This is a genomic window from Sporosarcina highlanderae, assembly GCF_030433715.1.
Classification (GTDB): Bacteria; Bacillota; Bacilli; order Bacillales_A; family Planococcaceae; genus Sporosarcina; species Sporosarcina highlanderae.
The window spans coordinates 148,151-164,290 of sequence record NZ_JAROCC010000004.1; the positions used below are offsets into that span (position 1 = coordinate 148,151).

Sequence of the window (16,140 nt, forward strand, 5' to 3'; positions counted from 1 at the left end):
GATTTTTCATTTAAGTCCCCCCTTAAAACTTGCCGGGAACTTAAATTCCCGGCAAGTATTTGTATAAATTCTCAAAAACTCGGAAATAAATAGGATGAAGAAACTGTACGAAATCTTATTCGTACTTTCAGTCCAATTATTTTCCCTTAAACACGAAAAAACACTCTTGATAAATGGACATACGAACCCCTTCCCAGTTCGTTTGAACACTTACCAAAAGTGCTTTTAAAAAATCGCCTCTGCCGCATGGTTGAGGCCAACAAAAACATAAATATATGTTTACTATATAATACTCACACTATTGATGCAAATAGAAATTTAGACAAATCAATTGATACATACAAATAAGGAGCGTGCGTTTTTAAATGGAACAGAAGAACCAGCAACATTATTCATCTTCATACTTCTATGATCCCCCTATCCGCAAGGTATTCGAAGATTTTATATCGAACCTTAAACCACCGCAATGCGATATTACAGAACAATTTTTGGATGTCCTATATCGGGAATGTAAAAAAGAAAAAGCTTTAATTTCTAAAACCGGGAATTTGCAGTTAAACAACTTACGCTTAAATCATTTCTTAAAAGTACAATTGGAAGTAGAGCGCTTAACTTCAAATGGGTCTATCAAGAATTTTGATGCACCAGCCTTTTACTCTTTACTAAGTCAGTTTTCTACTTATCTTACCAAGAAAGAAATTGTAAAAATTTATTATCGATCTCCAAATAATAATCAACGGAGTTATAACGTAAGCCGGAATAACTTTCCGATACTAACCGATTTTGATGATTTCATGCGTATTAGAAATTACTCAAATGCTACAATCAATTATTACCGAATTAGCATCAAACATTTCTTAGTCTACTCTGCGTATGGGACTGAAAAGCAATATAGCAGTAACTGTTGGCGCGAAAGTATCAATAAATTCGAGGAATATTTAAGGAAAAGAGCCATTACTGAAAAAATCACATTTAATACTGCTTATGCATATTTAAAGGCAGTAAAGCTTTTCATGAGATTTTTGTATGGAAAGGGAGAAATTACATTCCACTATAATGTCCCAAAACGTTTTTGCCAAAAGGGAAAAAGGAGCAATGAATACATCAATATTCATGAAGTACTGTCAGTTGGTGATTCGATTTTCAATTTTTCAAAAGACATTTTAAGGGACATTTCAATACTCCTTATACTTTTAGAAACCGGTTGCAGACCAATTGAAGTTGTCAACTTAAACCTTGATGACGTTTATGTTAATGAAAAACAAATCGTATTAAAAAGTATAAAATCAGATCAAAGAACTTTGTCCCTTACAGAATCTACATTCCTATTTATTAAAGACTATTTAACAATCCGGAAAAATTATTTGCCACAGGAAAATACACATGCATTATTCCTATATCCATCCGGGAAACGTATGGCTAGCTATTACATTTCCTACTTAATTAGAAAATACAACTTAAAAACTTTCAAAGAAGTACGATTTACTGCTAAAACCCTGAGACACACCTTTATAACAAACGCCTTAAATAATCATAATAATCTTGATCAAGTAAGGGATATTGTCGGCCATAAGCATTCAGTTTCAACTTATTATTATTTTTATAGGGATATTAATAGATTAAAAAATATATTCAATGGAAAAAAAATATATTAACGGAGGCTATCAATATGGTAATTGAGAAATCAATCAATCTTTCCATTGAAGAAATATGTAGTCAATTAGGCATTTCAGAGAAATCACTAATAAATTTCCTTGAATCGAATGGTAATGAATCTGAAACACAAAACGTGCCTGTCGTGAATGTCCAAACGGCTATTTTTGTCATTGATAAGTACCTTGAGCACTTAGAGAAGATGGTTAAGGTAAATCAGCGTTCTAAAGAAACATGGACAACTTATAATAACTTCCTCAAGCGTGTAAAGTCATACTTATACATCAACAATCCATCTTTGAAAATAAACGAACTTAACGAAATAATTTTGAATGATATAATTATACACGAAAGTAATAATAACGCGGGATATTCGATACAAACAATAAATAAGTATAATGCGATTATTAAGAGTCTTCTAAAATTCGCTTTTGAAATGGACTATACAAATAAATCTTTGGGATATAAGTTCACAATACAAAAGGCAACTATACTCCCCCGTTATATACATGATGATCACATCCCAAAAATATTTGAAACAATAAAAGACTTTTCAAAACCCTCACGTTGCAGGGCCATGATAATGTTTTTATTATTGACTGGTTGTCGGGTAAGCGAGATTTCCAAAATAAGAGTAAAGGATTTTGATATAGAGAATGATTTAATCTTCATTTACGACAGCAAATGGAGAAAGGATCGAATTATCCCTATCTACCCGAAACTGAAAGATGAGATATTATTATATTTACAAAAAAGCGGAATGAAAGAATGGAGTCCTACATGTGAAGGTTTTTTGTTTGCAAGGGATGAAGGCATTGAACGTAAAAGGAATTTTCCTACAAGAACGATTCGATATCTGATTGAAAGAATTCGTAAATGTGTCCCTGAGCTTTCATATATGACGACTCATTCATTTCGGCATACATTTGCAGTTAAATGTATTAAAGTGGGAATTGAGGGACATTTGCTGGCTGACATGTTAGGGCACGAAGACCCACAAACAACAAAAGTTTATACAAAATTACACGGTGAGGATTTAAGGGATGAGATCATTAATAAATTTCCGTTTCCATTTGAGCGTCTATTAAACGCACTTAATGACGATAAGGATGAGGATTAGAATGAAATCCGCAACGGAACTGTTAGATATTTACAAAAAAAATGTCCGATTAGCGGAATCAACAATTGTAAGATATATTTTTTATATCAAAAAATTCATTTCTTTTTTGGCTATTCAAATGGATACTGATCAACATAAAATTTATTTCGATAAAATATATTTATTAAAGGACTCAACAGGAAAACCACTTAAGCATTTACCAATAGATGGTGAACTGATTGACAGTTATTTTCAATTTCTCTTGGCGAATAGTAAAAGTTATAATGTACTTAATGACAATTATAAATCATTAATGAGCTTTTTTAAATTCCTCGAAAAAAACTTCGCCCTTTCAAATCCTTTGATGACTATGGAATTTCGGATAAAAGATTTCTTATCGGAAAAAAAGTTTCCGAAAGCTTTAACTAGAGGTAATATAATTAAATTATTGAATTCAATTATTACCCATTCCGAAGATACCATAACAGAAGTGCTGTTGTTTACAGTCTTAATCTCAACAGGTTGTCGAATTTCTGAAATTCTTAACCTAAGATGTATGGATTTTGATTCCAAAAACAATACTTTTCATTTAATTAAAACTAAAAATAGGCATCCCAGGCTGGTATATTTAAAACCAGATATGGGAATTGAGATACAGAAATATATTAAAAAAAGAAAAAAGGGTGCCTCAGATTATTTGTTTGTAAAGGATAACGGAAGTAGATTTACTACGTGGGATGTAAATAATTTATTAAAAGAATATTTACTTTTGGCAAAATTACCTGATATGACTGCTCATGGAACAAGACACACTTTTGCAAACTTAATGGCGGATCAAGGAACATCTATAGATATTATCGGACAATTATTAGGACAAGAAAGCATAGCTGCAACTATGATATATATAGATCCTCACTATGTAAGAAATAAAAATTTTAATATGCCTGAATATGAAATAATCAGGCAATACCTAAAAAACAAAATAAAGTAATAACAATATAATTACGTTGATCCAAATATCATTAAGAAAGAGGGGACCCCAATGACGACTAATTCGAACAATAAAATAAATAGAACCCTGCAAATTAGAGACGGCTATGAAGAATTACTAAAAGAAATTGATGACTATTTCAAAGGCAAACAAGGATGGAGCATCGATCACTCTATCCTTTCTTTAAAAGAAATTAGAGCAAAAATCGAAATGTTGGAGAAGGACATTGACTCAAAGCAAAAAACCAATCGGAACTGTTAATTGAAAATATTTTAACACAAGTATAAAGAAAAGTGAAATCTCCAACACTATTTATAAATAATAAATAGGTTGGAGGAAATCGAAATGAGATTCGGAAAAACTGGTAATTATTTTTCTTTGGAAGCTATTATCGATGATGCAAGAGTTTGGTTGCACTTTGTCTTAATTAATTTATTATATAAAACTGCAGCTAAAGTAAACAAAATTATTAATTTGGAAGTTAAGGATTTAAATTTAAAACGGAATAATTGTGTTATTAAAAATAAGAGTTTGAAGACTAACAGAATAATTAATTTGTCTACTTCGACTACAGAATTAGTTGAACAATATATACTTCAAAATTCTTTAAAGGAAAATCAAAAGCTTTTCTATCAAGGATATAATATAACACAAGCCGAAATCTGTAGGCACCTTCGTATGTATATTAAAAGAGCAAGAATAAAAGAACCTAATTTAATTCCTGATTATGATTCTGTTTGTGGCTTTAGAATAAGCAGAGCTATCCACTTATACCAATCTGGTTATAGCATCGAATCTTTAACATATTTATTTGGCCATAGTGACGATTATTTTACTAACAAGTATATTAGGGTGGTTAATATGTAATTGGATTTACAAAGGAAAGTGAAATTTCCTGAAGGTGATAAGTCAATCCCTGGCAGATTACCAAAGGTAATATGAAAAAAACTTCATTTGGACCAACCGATAAAGGATACAATCTTAGCTGAGGCATAAAATGCTCAGATTCTTATGGTAAGAAATGAAACATGGGGAAAGAGTGAACCCCAAAATCATAGCAATGTACCGAACAATATCCATTACATTGGACACTTTTCAGACCGGCAGCCCTGCCGGTCTTTTTTTACGTAAATATACTGGTTTCTAATATCCAACAGCTGACTTACTTGAAAATAGAAATACTATCATTTTTTTTCATGAATGGAGTAGCTAAAATCAATACATCATTGCACTTTTTATATCGCACTTTATTCACAAGTACTTTACGCATAGAATCACCCTCAGCTTCTTGATTAGGTCATAAAAAATACGGATATTATTAATATTAGGTATCTCCCCTATAAATTTCGATTCTACTAATAAAATAAACAAAAACGCTTAAATACAAATATGCAGGGCGTTACAGTACTTATTTAGCGGATAACGAGGAATCCATCTTTTACATTTCCCATGGTCATTCCCCCCCTCATTAGATAAATACCGAACAATAGACCCAAAATTTCCTTTGATACCACAGTATCATCATAGGGTACTTTTACGCATTTAGTGCCCTCAACATTTCTGTTTTGTTGCTGAATGATTATTGCGGATCAATTGAGCCGCTTATGCGTAGTCTTGAAGTGCATAAAATAGGGCCACCATTGCGGAATAGGGAGCCCCATTAATTAAGGTCCTTCGATAATAACCTGGGAAGGCCCTCAATCAATGAACTCACAACTTTACTTCGTGTGGCTGGCATGATAGCCGTGGCGAGAAAAGCCGGCGCTCCGGGTGCGTTTCAAATTGCGCCCGTAGCATTTCATTCACGGTTTTTGGCTGGATTTCATCACTTAAAAACTTCTGTTTGATCGTTTCCTCGACCGTCGCCAATTCCCGTTCCATTTCAAGTTCAAGACGCGCCTTTTTCTGGATTCTTTCCTCCAACTCTTGCAATTCATCGAATGTAAAAGAGTGCCTTGTCATTTCAAAACCCCCTCCCGTTTTAAGTTTTCCAATGTTTTCGGACGTCTGAAAAGAGAAGATTGATCGAACGCGGCACGGTCGCCCCTTTATGGCGATATTTCGCTTTTGGCGTGAAATCAACGGACGGAACAAATTTTTTTAACTCGTCAATCTCATTTTCCAGCGATTCAACGGCGGCGGCTTGTTTATGCGCCCGTTGCTCCAATTCCTCAAAATCATAAAATCGTTCGCGGATTTCGATGATTATATCGTCCTTTACATCGGCCAATGCCTCCAGCCGTTCCTTATTCTCATGAAAAGCGGAGGCGGCCAATTCTTGCATTTTGGGATCATCGCGTAAAATGCCATCTAAACCACCAGCGGCATCGATTGTCGTCAATCGTCGTTCGAACATACCAAGATAGGTTTCGAACACACCAAGATAGGTATAAAAAAAGACAGAGTGCATAAATTGCTACGCCCCCTGCCCATATGTTTTATAGTAAGTTATTCCTAAACGTATCTCTTAGGAATAGGAATACTCTCAAGAACCAATTTAGACCTTTTAAGACAGCCGGTGTCTAAAAACAAATATAATAGATAGGACAGCTTTATGGGAAAATACTGTTAATTAAGTCTTTTTGTACTTGATAAACTTATTTTTTGTCTTGTAGTGTCGCTCAATTCCAAAATACCTATTAATTTATCTCTATCCTTAAAATCTACATAAAACATATACATATGTTCCACAGCCAACATTCTTAAAATGTGTAATGCCAGATAATTCGTTTCAGGTAAATCTTTTACGAATCTTTCGATGTCCCTAAATGGTATGGCATGTCCGTGATCTAATTTAATTGAAAGGTCAATCAACTTGAACGAGACTAAATCGTTCTGTTCAAGTATTTTAAAAAATGTATCCTCTAAATTGAGTGTCCCCACTGAAATTGAAACCTTTTTGATAAAATAATGAGAAATGGCTGTCATTAGATTAAATACAAATTTCCTTGAGATATTACTTACTTTTTCATCATCATCATCATCTATGTTTTTTTCCATAATAACTCTTTCTATTTCCTTTAGAAGATTCTCCTTATTATCCGAAAAGGTTTTTAGAAAAGTATTTAATGCTCTCATACTTAACAGGAAAATTTCTTCCCCGAGAAGTAACTTATCTTTAGCTGGGGTGGAACCATAATAACTTTTTAAAATTTGCCCCATTATTTCAATATTTTTCGTTGCCCAATTAATCTTAGAAATAATATCAAATTGCTCATAATGATCCTCTTCCTCTATCCTCATTATTCCTTCAGTAGAAGAGGATGATTCAATATGTGCTCTTTCCATTTCATCAATAGCACTCTGGCGTACTTGTCTGTTTTCCAAGGTATCTTTATGATCGATAACCATTCGGGGTATAGTTGTGATAAGTTCATTAAATGATTGTATATCATTTTCAAGCTTGGTATGTTCAAATTCGTTTAGTATATATCGTGAACTTTCTAACACACCATTAAGAATGATTGGGTTTTTGGAAAGGTGCGATAAAAACATTATAATATTGGAATATTCCTCTATATATAATTTATTGCACATACTTTTTATTATATCTTTTATTTCTTCATCACCAATCATCATACGAATAGATAGATATTTTGCGACAAAATAATAAAATATATACTTATATTTGAACAGGTAATTTTCTCCAACCTTTATAATTATTGAGGCTTCTATTAGTTTCTTTTCGTACTCAGAAAACTCAATTGTCAAATCGTATTTCAGACAATAATCTTGATGGAATACCAACAACTCTCTTCTTGATTTCTCAAAGACTTTGTCTTTAAAATAACTATATGAGAGATGGGATATATAATTGTTAAATGCATCAATATCCTCATTCTTTAGCTTTATATTCATTAATGATTGGCTTATTAGATATTCATAATAATAACCGTAAGCGCTTTCTCGAAGATTTGATTGGTTGGATTCTTCAGTTTGTAGAATAACGAGAATAAAAAAGGGTACTGAAGGTATGAAGTTATTACCAATCACAGCTGACACGGTTTTTTCATTCTTATCTATGTTCTTAATTAACTCTGATTCATCCCTTGTTTGTAATGAACCTATCCTATTCCATTTTTCTATTAATTCCCCTCTTAATCTATGGCCAAAAGCCAGCATTTCTAATTTAATAAAGCCTTCAAAATGGTTATGATCAACATCGCTAATCAAATCCGGAAATTTTGTTAATTCACTTGCGGTGATTACAAGGTTTGTATAAACTCTGTTTATATTAGAGATTAACAAGTTTCTATGGGTAACATTCAAAGCTGACTTGTCGATATCATCGATTATTACTGTTACCTGATCTTTATCCATCTGTTCAAACTGTCCCGGGCTTTCTTCATCATATTGGACCATAAATTGCTTACTTAATGTTTTCATGAAATCTTTTAAATTACTACTTCTTAGCATTCTGCCTGAAATATAAATGGGTATATGTCCTTTTTTGTATGAGGCCTCAAAAACTTTTTTACAAAACGAGGTTTTCCCATAGTTTTCCTGTCCTGCGATGAAGATTTTTTTGTGTTCATCCAATTTAACAAATTTAGATAAACTTACATCTTTATCCTTATTTTCTTTTTGTTCATCAAACCTTATATATTTTGCATTAGGAAATACGTATAAATCATTTAAAATAGCATTTTCTTCAAGTCTTGGGTGTTTGATTGATATCCCTAAGTCATTTAGCCATAATAAAAAATTATTTTTTATTTTATTTCTTTTAAACGTTTTACTAATATCTATCTCTTTATCTTTAATAACTTCTTCCTTATAATAATAGTTATCCTTCCAATGAAAATCATTTTTTGACAGTAATTTTGTTTTCATGTCTATTTTAAATATAGAAAATATACTTTCCTCAGAATCATTTGTCTGTAATGCACTTCCTTCCAAGTAAATGGTCCTGTTATCATTAAAGTCCAAATTAATCGAATTCGTTATTGTGTGTTCATGTCCAGTAACGACCATATCACTATTTGATTTCAATAACTCATCCACCTGTCTTTTCCGGTTTGGGTGAAGCCAGTGACTCGGATGATGCATTAGAGAAATGGATAAATCCGCACTGTTTTCTAAGTAATTTTTATACTTGTCCAAGGGAAAAATCATCTTTCCGGGCAATTCTTTTCTTAGTGAGACCCACGGAGTATTTAAACAATTAAATTGTATACTATACCCATCTATTTCAAATCTGAGTTGTTTAAACAGTCTATCTTTGAAAACTATGTTTTCATCATTTTGAAATATAGCCTCAAATTCATAATAAGAATCTAATGGCTTACAGATCTCATTCACTATTTCCTCTTCTAAATTCGATGAATCGAGAATATCAAGAAGATTATTTCTCACAACCAAATTTCCACTAAAATCACAGTCATGGTTCCCTGGAATAATGATTACATTTAACATCAACTTTGTCTTTTCTTCTAATATAGCAATTAATTCGCTTAATATATCAAATCCAACTTCAAATTCTTTGTGATTGCCAGAATACGCTATATCCCCTGAAACAATTAAGAATATCCTTTCCAAACCATACAAATCTGACAAAACAGCATCTTGCAATTTACCAAGTTTTTTATTTATATAGTTCCCTGTCTCCCTCAAGTGAATATCACTTAAGTGTATAAACCCTATTTCCAATTCAGTATTCCCCCTTTTTTCCAAGCTTTTCAATTTATTATACATTAAATTAAAAATTATTTGAGTAATCATGAGATGAAAGTCATTTTCAAGTTGGGAAATTATTAGGTTTGCTAATGCAATAACCATTATTGAACTGAAATATCTAAACCAAATGTGCTCTTTTATCACGCATGACAATTAGCCATCAATGACAATTTTTCGGTGGCTCCTTTAGTGTTAAGTACTTGTGGCTATTACACTACAATTGCATATATGCAAAATAGAAGATGCTTGACTTAATTTTTGAAGTGAGTGCGAAAGTACAAGTATTTTGTATTTTAGGACCATTTTTTCTTATAACAAAGGAATTCAATGTAACCAAGATGTTCTGGTTTGACAACGAGCCGTCTCGACCGCCTCCCTGTGTAAGATTATGAGTTAATTATTAGTGGCCCAGTCAAAACGATTATCCCCTTAATAAATAGCTCTGTGGCGCAGGGTTTCCTTCTTTTCGGCATCTTCACTTCTACCATCCAAAATAATAGAGTTCGATCTATCTCCTTGCTGGTTTCGTCTTTTTAAAATACATTGTACGAATCAAGTTATGAATTTCGCTAGTTCCCTTTTTCTTCAGTAAAGTAAATATATCTTCTGCCAAATAACTTCTTCTCCTTATTGCGAACTATAATTACAAAATTCCGCATTAAAATTGTATCCTTTATTTTTGTTCCTTTCAAAAATAGGCAGGGGAGCCCAAGTTTTTCTCTATGGTCGATGTGTAAAAAAGAAAAGTTTAATACCAGCTGCATCTATGCTGAAACCCTACATGAAGTATGCCTCCTTCCCCGATGGTGCAGCATTCCATTAAAATTAAATATCTAGTCTATTCGAAACGAATATCAATACAAAACAAAGGTATTCCCTGCAATCAATAGCTTGCTATACTATCGAGCATAAACAATTTAATTAATCCTTGACCAATAATTTGGTCAAACGTAAAAAAGAATAAAAAAAAGAAATCCTTTCTAAAACAATAATTTTTTAGGAGGATTTTTTATATGTATAACAATGATTACAAACATTTGCTAAAGCAACGTAGGAATGCACTAGAAATATTAAAACAATGGGATATAGAACTAAATACACAAAACGAGTTAGAACTTGAGACTAATCCTTCTACAGTAAAACCAACTTATGACGAGTCTATTGTTAATAAGCAATAAGCAATAAGCAATATATACTAATATCATTTTTAAGAACAATCCCAGAAAGGTGAAAAAATATTGAATCAAAAACTTAATGTCGAGTTAATAATTACAATTCCTGAATCGCAAGTCATAATTGAAAAGCTTGAATTTGAGGCATTAAAAAAAGCTGATCTTCTGGGTGTATATTGGTCAATGGTTGATTTAGAAAAACGAATTGGGCGGAAAAAAGATTGGATTAAACAAAATATATTATATAATCCCCGTTTCAAATCTAAATTGGATTGCAGCACTGGAGGCTTTGTTTTTTATCCTAAAAAAAAAGGTGAGCCTTGGAGCATGCATGCATTACTAATGGCAAATTTTTTAGATGAAAACTTCAATGATATATTCAGAAGTTAGAATTTAAATAAGGAATATTTCCACATTATAAACTGTTACAATATCGGAAATGCTTATTCGTATATCAATGTAAAAGGAGCGTCAAGCTGTGGCAAGCATTACAAAACGTGGATCAACCTGGCAATATTGTGTAAGTAGAATTGTGGATGGCCGCTATAAACCAATACGTAAAGGAGGATTTCGCACAAAAAAAGAGGCTTCTGTTGCAGCTGCACAAATTGAAGCAGATATAGCGCAAGGATTAATATACATTAAAAAGGATATATCCTTTGCTCGGTACTTTTTAGAGTGGTTTAGAACGTATAAGATGGATGTTGGTACTATTACATTAAATTCTTATCAAGCCACTTACAACAAAATTCTTAGCTATTTTAATGAAACACCTATTCAAAAAGTCACTAAGCGGGACTACCAAATTTTTCTTAATGGGCTAGGAGAAATAAATGCAAAGGATACTAATCGGAAACTAAATGGCTATATTCGTACTTGTATAAAAGAAGCTATTGAAGAAGGATTAATAAAAAATGATTTCACACGAAATGTCACTATCTCAGGTACCTCAGGTAAAAAGAGTTCTAACAAATATCTGGATTATACAAGTAGCCAATTGCTACTACAAGATTTACACAAAAATATTGAGCGAGGCATTGAAAATATTATGCTGATTTTAGCCTTGTCTACAGGGCTACGATATGGAGAGTTAATTGGCTTATGTATTAATGATTTAGATTTTAAAAACAATCGGATTAGGGTACTTCGACAATGGAAGTACAAAGAAGGCGGTGGTTTCGGCTCATTAAAAACTGAAAAATCAGAACGGACTGTTAGTATCGATAAAATGACAATGTTAGCATTGAAAAAACATCTAATTACCGTAAAAGATAATCCCGCTAATGTGCATAACTTAGTTTTTTTTGAACCAGCCTCAGATATATCTGTAATATCAAATGACAGGCTTAATAATGCCCTTCGCTCCATTTTAAAGCGTTTAAATATTAAACCGCTCATTACTGTCCACGGACTAAGACATACACATTCAAGTATTTTACTTTACAAAGGAGTTTCAATTTTATATGTATCAGAACGCCTTGGGCACTCAAACATCGATATTACTACATCTACCTATGCTCACGTTTTAAAAGAATTGCGTGAACGTGATTCGAAACAAGCAAACGATATCTTCGAACACCTACTAATTGTGTGAAAATATTTTATATTCATTCCATCTTTTATACTTTCAACTACTTGTAGGTTCCAGTGGAAGGATCAGCGCAAATATGGAAAGTTAACCACTCTTTGGATACCACTTAAAAACTAAAAATTCAGATTCAAATACACATTAATAATAAAACTCACCTTTATTCTCTGTCTAAAGTAAAGCTAATCCGAAAGATGACTATTGTCCGTCGACTGTCCATTCCGATTCCATGAAAATGCTTTATAGGGGGGGGATTTGTTTGGACTTAAACTCAGCTTTCGGCGAAGCAATTAAAAGAAAAAGAAATAGTTTAGGGTATAGTCAAGAAACTTTAGCATTGCTATGTAATCTGGATAGAACCTATATTGGATTGTTAGAAAGAGGTAAAAGAAACCCATCTTTAAAATCAATATTCACACTATCACATCACCTAAACACAACTCCCTCCATACTTATTAAGGAGGTCGAAGTTATCCTCTCTAAAAGTAGAGGAAACAAAGGTAATGTATAATCTAAACCGTTCTATACGTTTTAAGTTGTATCATCAGGCCAGATCACATTATATAACAAACTTTCAAGAATTAATTAATTTGGAAAAGTTCGTAACGAATAAGACCGTTGAAATAATCAAAAACAACCTGCAGGAATTCGTAACGGACTATAACGAGGCAAGCTTCCTTCATCCATATTGGGCTCTATATCCTCCGGAAGACAGGGGCCGTAAACCAAAAGGGGATCAAATACCATGGATTGAAGTCGGTGAACATGCTATCGGGCGAAAGCTTTCACGTTTAATTGGAAACAGGTTTACAATAAGGGAAGTAGGATTACCAGCCGGACCAGATGATAGATTTTTATTAATCTCCAGTGAACTGAAGAACTTTACAAACTTTACAGATTGTGTAATGTTTTTTTCGGATATTAAATCAGTCGGCCCTAGAGATGATGCAGAAAATATTGTCCTCTCGCCTTATCAGGTTTCAGGAGACGGATTATGGAATGCACCAAATCACTCAGTATATAATAATGTAATGCACGCCGTTGGTTCAAGAGCTTCTCATGACTTTTGGCCAGCCATTCCTCCATTGTATATATTAAGTGACAATACAGTTGCACCGGTTCTCCATATATATCTGAAGCCAATATATAAAATGCTGTCTATTGAATCTAAAGGTACTGGACAACCTTTAGAAAAAATTCGTGTAATTTGTGTTCCCAATGGCCTTCTGTTAACTGAAAATCCGAATTATTTGTCACAGTATCCTAAACTCTTTTTTCCAGGGAAAGACGACAAAAGCAAAGCCTCACGAAAGCTAAGGTGTCGAGTATCGTTTGATATTTTAAAAACGATTCATCCATGGAGAGTACAAGATATAATAATTTAAAAAACAGTCTACCATAAGACTGTTTTTTTAGAAGAAAGAAATTTGCTCTACTTCTATTTCATTAAGAACTCTATTTATATTTTTCCGGGATAGACTTACGTACTTCAGTTCTTTTTCAATACCTATATACTTTCTATTTTCTTTAATTGCAGCAACAGCTGTTGTTCCACTTCCCATAAAACAATCTAAAACCAAATCTTCCTCATTGGTTAGTAATTTAATTACCCTTCTCGGTAACTCTTCAGGGAACTTTGCTACATGGTCATCATTTCTCCTAACGGATGGGATTTCCCATATCCCCCTGCTTCCCCACGTTACCCACTCTTCTTTTGTCAACTTACTCCTGTCAATTTGTGTTTCCCCCGGTTTCCAAAAGAAGTACAAGTATTCAAATTCCTGAACTGACCTGTATGAACTTGAGTGCCACTGCGAGGTTTGCCATGCGGGGTCTTTAGACCAAATTCTTCTATCATATAAATATAATCCTGCCTCATATGCAAACTCTTCAATTAAACCACCTACTAATTTAACTCTCGTTTGATCTGCATACTTTCCTCCTCTTATGTTATTTCCATTTAGTCGTCTATCAATAGTTTGTTCACTACAACCAAAAATTGCTGCCAATTGATGTTTTGTAAGACTTGGTTCTTGCTCAAGCTTACTTAAGATGTCTTCTTTTGTAACACCAACCCTTAATTTAGCAGTATTGGCCGCTTGAAATTTTGGAATGGTTGGATCTTTGAAGGCCAATATATCATCAATATTTATAACAAGAAAACTTCCTGGTTTTAGTATTTCAAAATGAAGTCTAATTACAGTTGACATCATACTTTTCCACTCATCATAGGTTTGATCTTTTTCATATTCTTTCCCTACATGATATGGTGGCGACCATATGCTTAAATTAATTGAATTAGGTGTGATCATTTTAAGTAATTCTGTCGAATCTCCATGATGAATATTATTTATTTCAAGAAATTGATTTTTATTTTTCACATTTATTCTCCTATCCATTTATCAATCTGAACAAAAGCTTTGCACGATTTTTTAACCTTTGTTTTTATTATAACAGGATAGATTTATACGACAACCGATCCTAACATAAGGGAAAATTCAAAAGAAAAATCATAATGAAGAATCTCCGATTTAAATAAATCTAAAGCCACCTCGTGTGGTGAGTGAATGTGTATTTTTCGGGAAAAATGAGATTATTTAAACTTGGATTTAGAATAAGTGGTAAAAGCAATAAGGGACCTAAGTTTGACGAAAGAATAACAAGTGATTATTAATATCCTCCTGGATTTCGGGTTATAGCATATATCGCTGATATCTTGATTTGTATCTTAAATCGTTAATATATTCACTCTAATCAAAATAAAATAGCAAAACACCGATTCAACCGGTGTTTTTTATATCGAATATGATTTCATAAATCCTGCAAACATCTTCAATTGTAACGGCTTGTTCAAATAAATTGTATTCTTCATTTCGTAAGACAATTTTTTGAGAAATCGGACCATCCGCAATCCAATATTCACTTGTGAAGATTAATTCCCTGTTATTTTGATTATGGTTGATTTCTTTTACGGTAATCGCTTTATCCATTAAAGCCATTGCTTTAAGCATTTCAATCTTCAATTGAAATTTCGTATCTATAAACTTCATTTCGAGTTCCCCTTTGCAAACGATATGGAATCCGATTCTTATACTCGAAGGGACTTCCGATAACACTCCAAAACAAACGGACAATGACTGCAATAACTAGAAGGAGTCGATGGAAATATACTCTCCATCTCATAATCCAACAAATCAAAGGTATCATACTTAGAAGTTACTTCGTTTGCCGCTGCTAAAGCCCATTGTCGAGACTTTTACATATCAGCCTGTTTGAAAACAAATTTACTGATCTATCTAATTCTAAGGAAGTATAAATTGCCTTCTACTGATTCTTGATTCTTATTTTAGCTAATAGCCCATGCATAGAGTCCGACTTGGTTGTCACGATCGTATTTTCTTCTGTTCGTCTCCCAGTCCACTATCCGACTACCATCTGTTGAAACTACATCAATTTATCCTTGTATCATTGTGGTCGATCTCTCTTCAACATTAGAAGCTTGAAATGATGCTCAGTTTAAGCATGTCACAAGTTCATGCTGTTTTCGTCTGGTAGATGATTATGAAATAAGTATTCCACAACATGCTTCTCCCCCTCACCGGTGATCATAAGGCCCTCCTAACCCCCCCATGACGCTTACGTATTGAAACACCTCCATCTATGAGCATATGATAGGAGTTTTGGATAATACAGTATAGGACTGTTCAGGGATTGTTTCATTTCCTAGTTTCATATGCCATCCGCCTGGTCCCATATTAGAACATCGGATAGTCAAAGCCACTTTATAGCTGGGCTTGGTAATCTCAGATAGTGCTTCTGCTTCACCAGTCGTTAAATCGTGCAGTAGCTTTTCATCCAGTAAAAGGAAGTCAACATTCGTCTGTTTTTTGTTCCGATAGCTACCATCCTCAGCTAATCACTCCAGAGAAAATTCATCAGGTAACTCTGGATAGCGAATGTA

Annotated in this window: 15 protein-coding genes; 10 read left to right on the forward strand and 5 right to left on the reverse strand. The window is 33.2% G+C overall.

Annotated elements, in window-relative coordinates; all coding sequences use genetic code 11:
* The first annotated feature begins 365 nt into the window (after nt 1-365).
* The 5 genes from P5G49_RS06695 to P5G49_RS06715 all read left to right on the forward strand — a co-directional run bounded on the left by P5G49_RS06695 (nt 366) and on the right by P5G49_RS06715 (nt 4,610).
* The gene (locus P5G49_RS06695; RefSeq protein WP_301242717.1) at nt 366-1,655 is read left to right on the forward strand and encodes a tyrosine-type recombinase/integrase; all 1,290 of its coding nucleotides are present in this window, start codon (nt 366-368) and stop codon (nt 1,653-1,655) included.
* 14 nt (nt 1,656-1,669) lie between these two features.
* Nucleotides 1,670-2,773 carry a tyrosine-type recombinase/integrase gene (locus tag P5G49_RS06700; protein WP_301242718.1) on the forward strand — a complete coding sequence of 368 codons (1,104 nt, stop codon included), beginning with the start codon at nt 1,670-1,672 and terminating at the stop codon, nt 2,771-2,773.
* 1 nt (nt 2,774) lies between these two features.
* The gene (locus tag P5G49_RS06705) at nt 2,775-3,743 is read left to right on the forward strand and encodes a tyrosine-type recombinase/integrase (RefSeq protein WP_301242719.1); all 969 of its coding nucleotides are present in this window, start codon (nt 2,775-2,777) and stop codon (nt 3,741-3,743) included.
* A gap of 51 nt (nt 3,744-3,794) precedes the next feature.
* Nucleotides 3,795-4,004 carry a hypothetical protein gene (locus P5G49_RS06710; RefSeq protein WP_301242720.1) on the forward strand — a complete coding sequence of 70 codons (210 nt, stop codon included), beginning with the start codon at nt 3,795-3,797 and terminating at the stop codon, nt 4,002-4,004.
* An 84-nt stretch (nt 4,005-4,088) separates the two neighbouring features.
* A complete protein-coding gene (locus P5G49_RS06715; protein WP_301242721.1) occupies nt 4,089-4,610 on the forward strand; it encodes a tyrosine-type recombinase/integrase in 522 nt (173 codons plus the stop codon).
* Between the two features lie 843 nt (nt 4,611-5,453).
* Here the strand turns inward: P5G49_RS06715 and P5G49_RS06720 are convergent.
* The 3 genes from P5G49_RS06720 to P5G49_RS06730 all read right to left on the reverse strand — a co-directional run bounded on the left by P5G49_RS06720 (nt 5,454) and on the right by P5G49_RS06730 (nt 9,392).
* Entirely contained in the window at nt 5,454-5,705 is a 252-nt protein-coding gene (locus P5G49_RS06720) for a hypothetical protein (RefSeq protein WP_301242722.1), read from the reverse strand.
* A gap of 19 nt (nt 5,706-5,724) precedes the next feature.
* A complete protein-coding gene (locus P5G49_RS06725) occupies nt 5,725-6,153 on the reverse strand; it encodes a hypothetical protein (protein WP_301242723.1) in 429 nt (142 codons plus the stop codon).
* A 158-nt stretch (nt 6,154-6,311) separates the two neighbouring features.
* Nucleotides 6,312-9,392: an anti-phage protein gene (locus P5G49_RS06730; protein ID WP_301242724.1), complete on the reverse strand. Its 3,081-nt coding sequence runs from the start codon at nt 9,390-9,392 to the stop codon at nt 6,312-6,314.
* Nucleotides 9,393-10,432: 1,040 nt separating this feature from the next.
* Between P5G49_RS06730 and P5G49_RS06735 the strand changes: the two genes are divergently transcribed.
* The 5 genes from P5G49_RS06735 to P5G49_RS06755 all read left to right on the forward strand — a co-directional run bounded on the left by P5G49_RS06735 (nt 10,433) and on the right by P5G49_RS06755 (nt 13,564).
* Nucleotides 10,433-10,597, forward strand: a complete 165-nt coding sequence (locus P5G49_RS06735) for a hypothetical protein (protein WP_301242725.1) — start codon at nt 10,433-10,435, stop codon at nt 10,595-10,597.
* Between the two features lie 60 nt (nt 10,598-10,657).
* Nucleotides 10,658-10,981: a DUF771 domain-containing protein gene (locus tag P5G49_RS06740; protein WP_301242726.1), complete on the forward strand. Its 324-nt coding sequence runs from the start codon at nt 10,658-10,660 to the stop codon at nt 10,979-10,981.
* A gap of 88 nt (nt 10,982-11,069) precedes the next feature.
* Nucleotides 11,070-12,185 carry a site-specific integrase gene (locus P5G49_RS06745; RefSeq protein WP_301242727.1) on the forward strand — a complete coding sequence of 372 codons (1,116 nt, stop codon included), beginning with the start codon at nt 11,070-11,072 and terminating at the stop codon, nt 12,183-12,185.
* 229 nt (nt 12,186-12,414) lie between these two features.
* Nucleotides 12,415-12,690: a helix-turn-helix domain-containing protein gene (locus P5G49_RS06750; protein ID WP_363322168.1), complete on the forward strand. Its 276-nt coding sequence runs from the start codon at nt 12,415-12,417 to the stop codon at nt 12,688-12,690.
* Entirely contained in the window at nt 12,683-13,564 is an 882-nt protein-coding gene (locus P5G49_RS06755; RefSeq protein WP_301242729.1) for a BglI family type II restriction endonuclease, read from the forward strand. The genes P5G49_RS06750 and P5G49_RS06755 overlap by 8 nt, the downstream gene beginning before the upstream one ends.
* A gap of 27 nt (nt 13,565-13,591) precedes the next feature.
* Here the strand turns inward: P5G49_RS06755 and P5G49_RS06760 are convergent, their stop codons facing one another.
* Together P5G49_RS06760 and P5G49_RS06765 are read right to left on the reverse strand one after the other, a co-directional pair.
* The gene (locus tag P5G49_RS06760) at nt 13,592-14,560 is read right to left on the reverse strand and encodes a DNA-methyltransferase (RefSeq protein ID WP_301242730.1); all 969 of its coding nucleotides are present in this window, start codon (nt 14,558-14,560) and stop codon (nt 13,592-13,594) included.
* A 399-nt stretch (nt 14,561-14,959) separates the two neighbouring features.
* Nucleotides 14,960-15,229: a hypothetical protein gene (locus P5G49_RS06765; RefSeq protein WP_301242731.1), complete on the reverse strand. Its 270-nt coding sequence runs from the start codon at nt 15,227-15,229 to the stop codon at nt 14,960-14,962.
* Nucleotides 15,230-16,140: the final 911 nt, after the last annotated feature.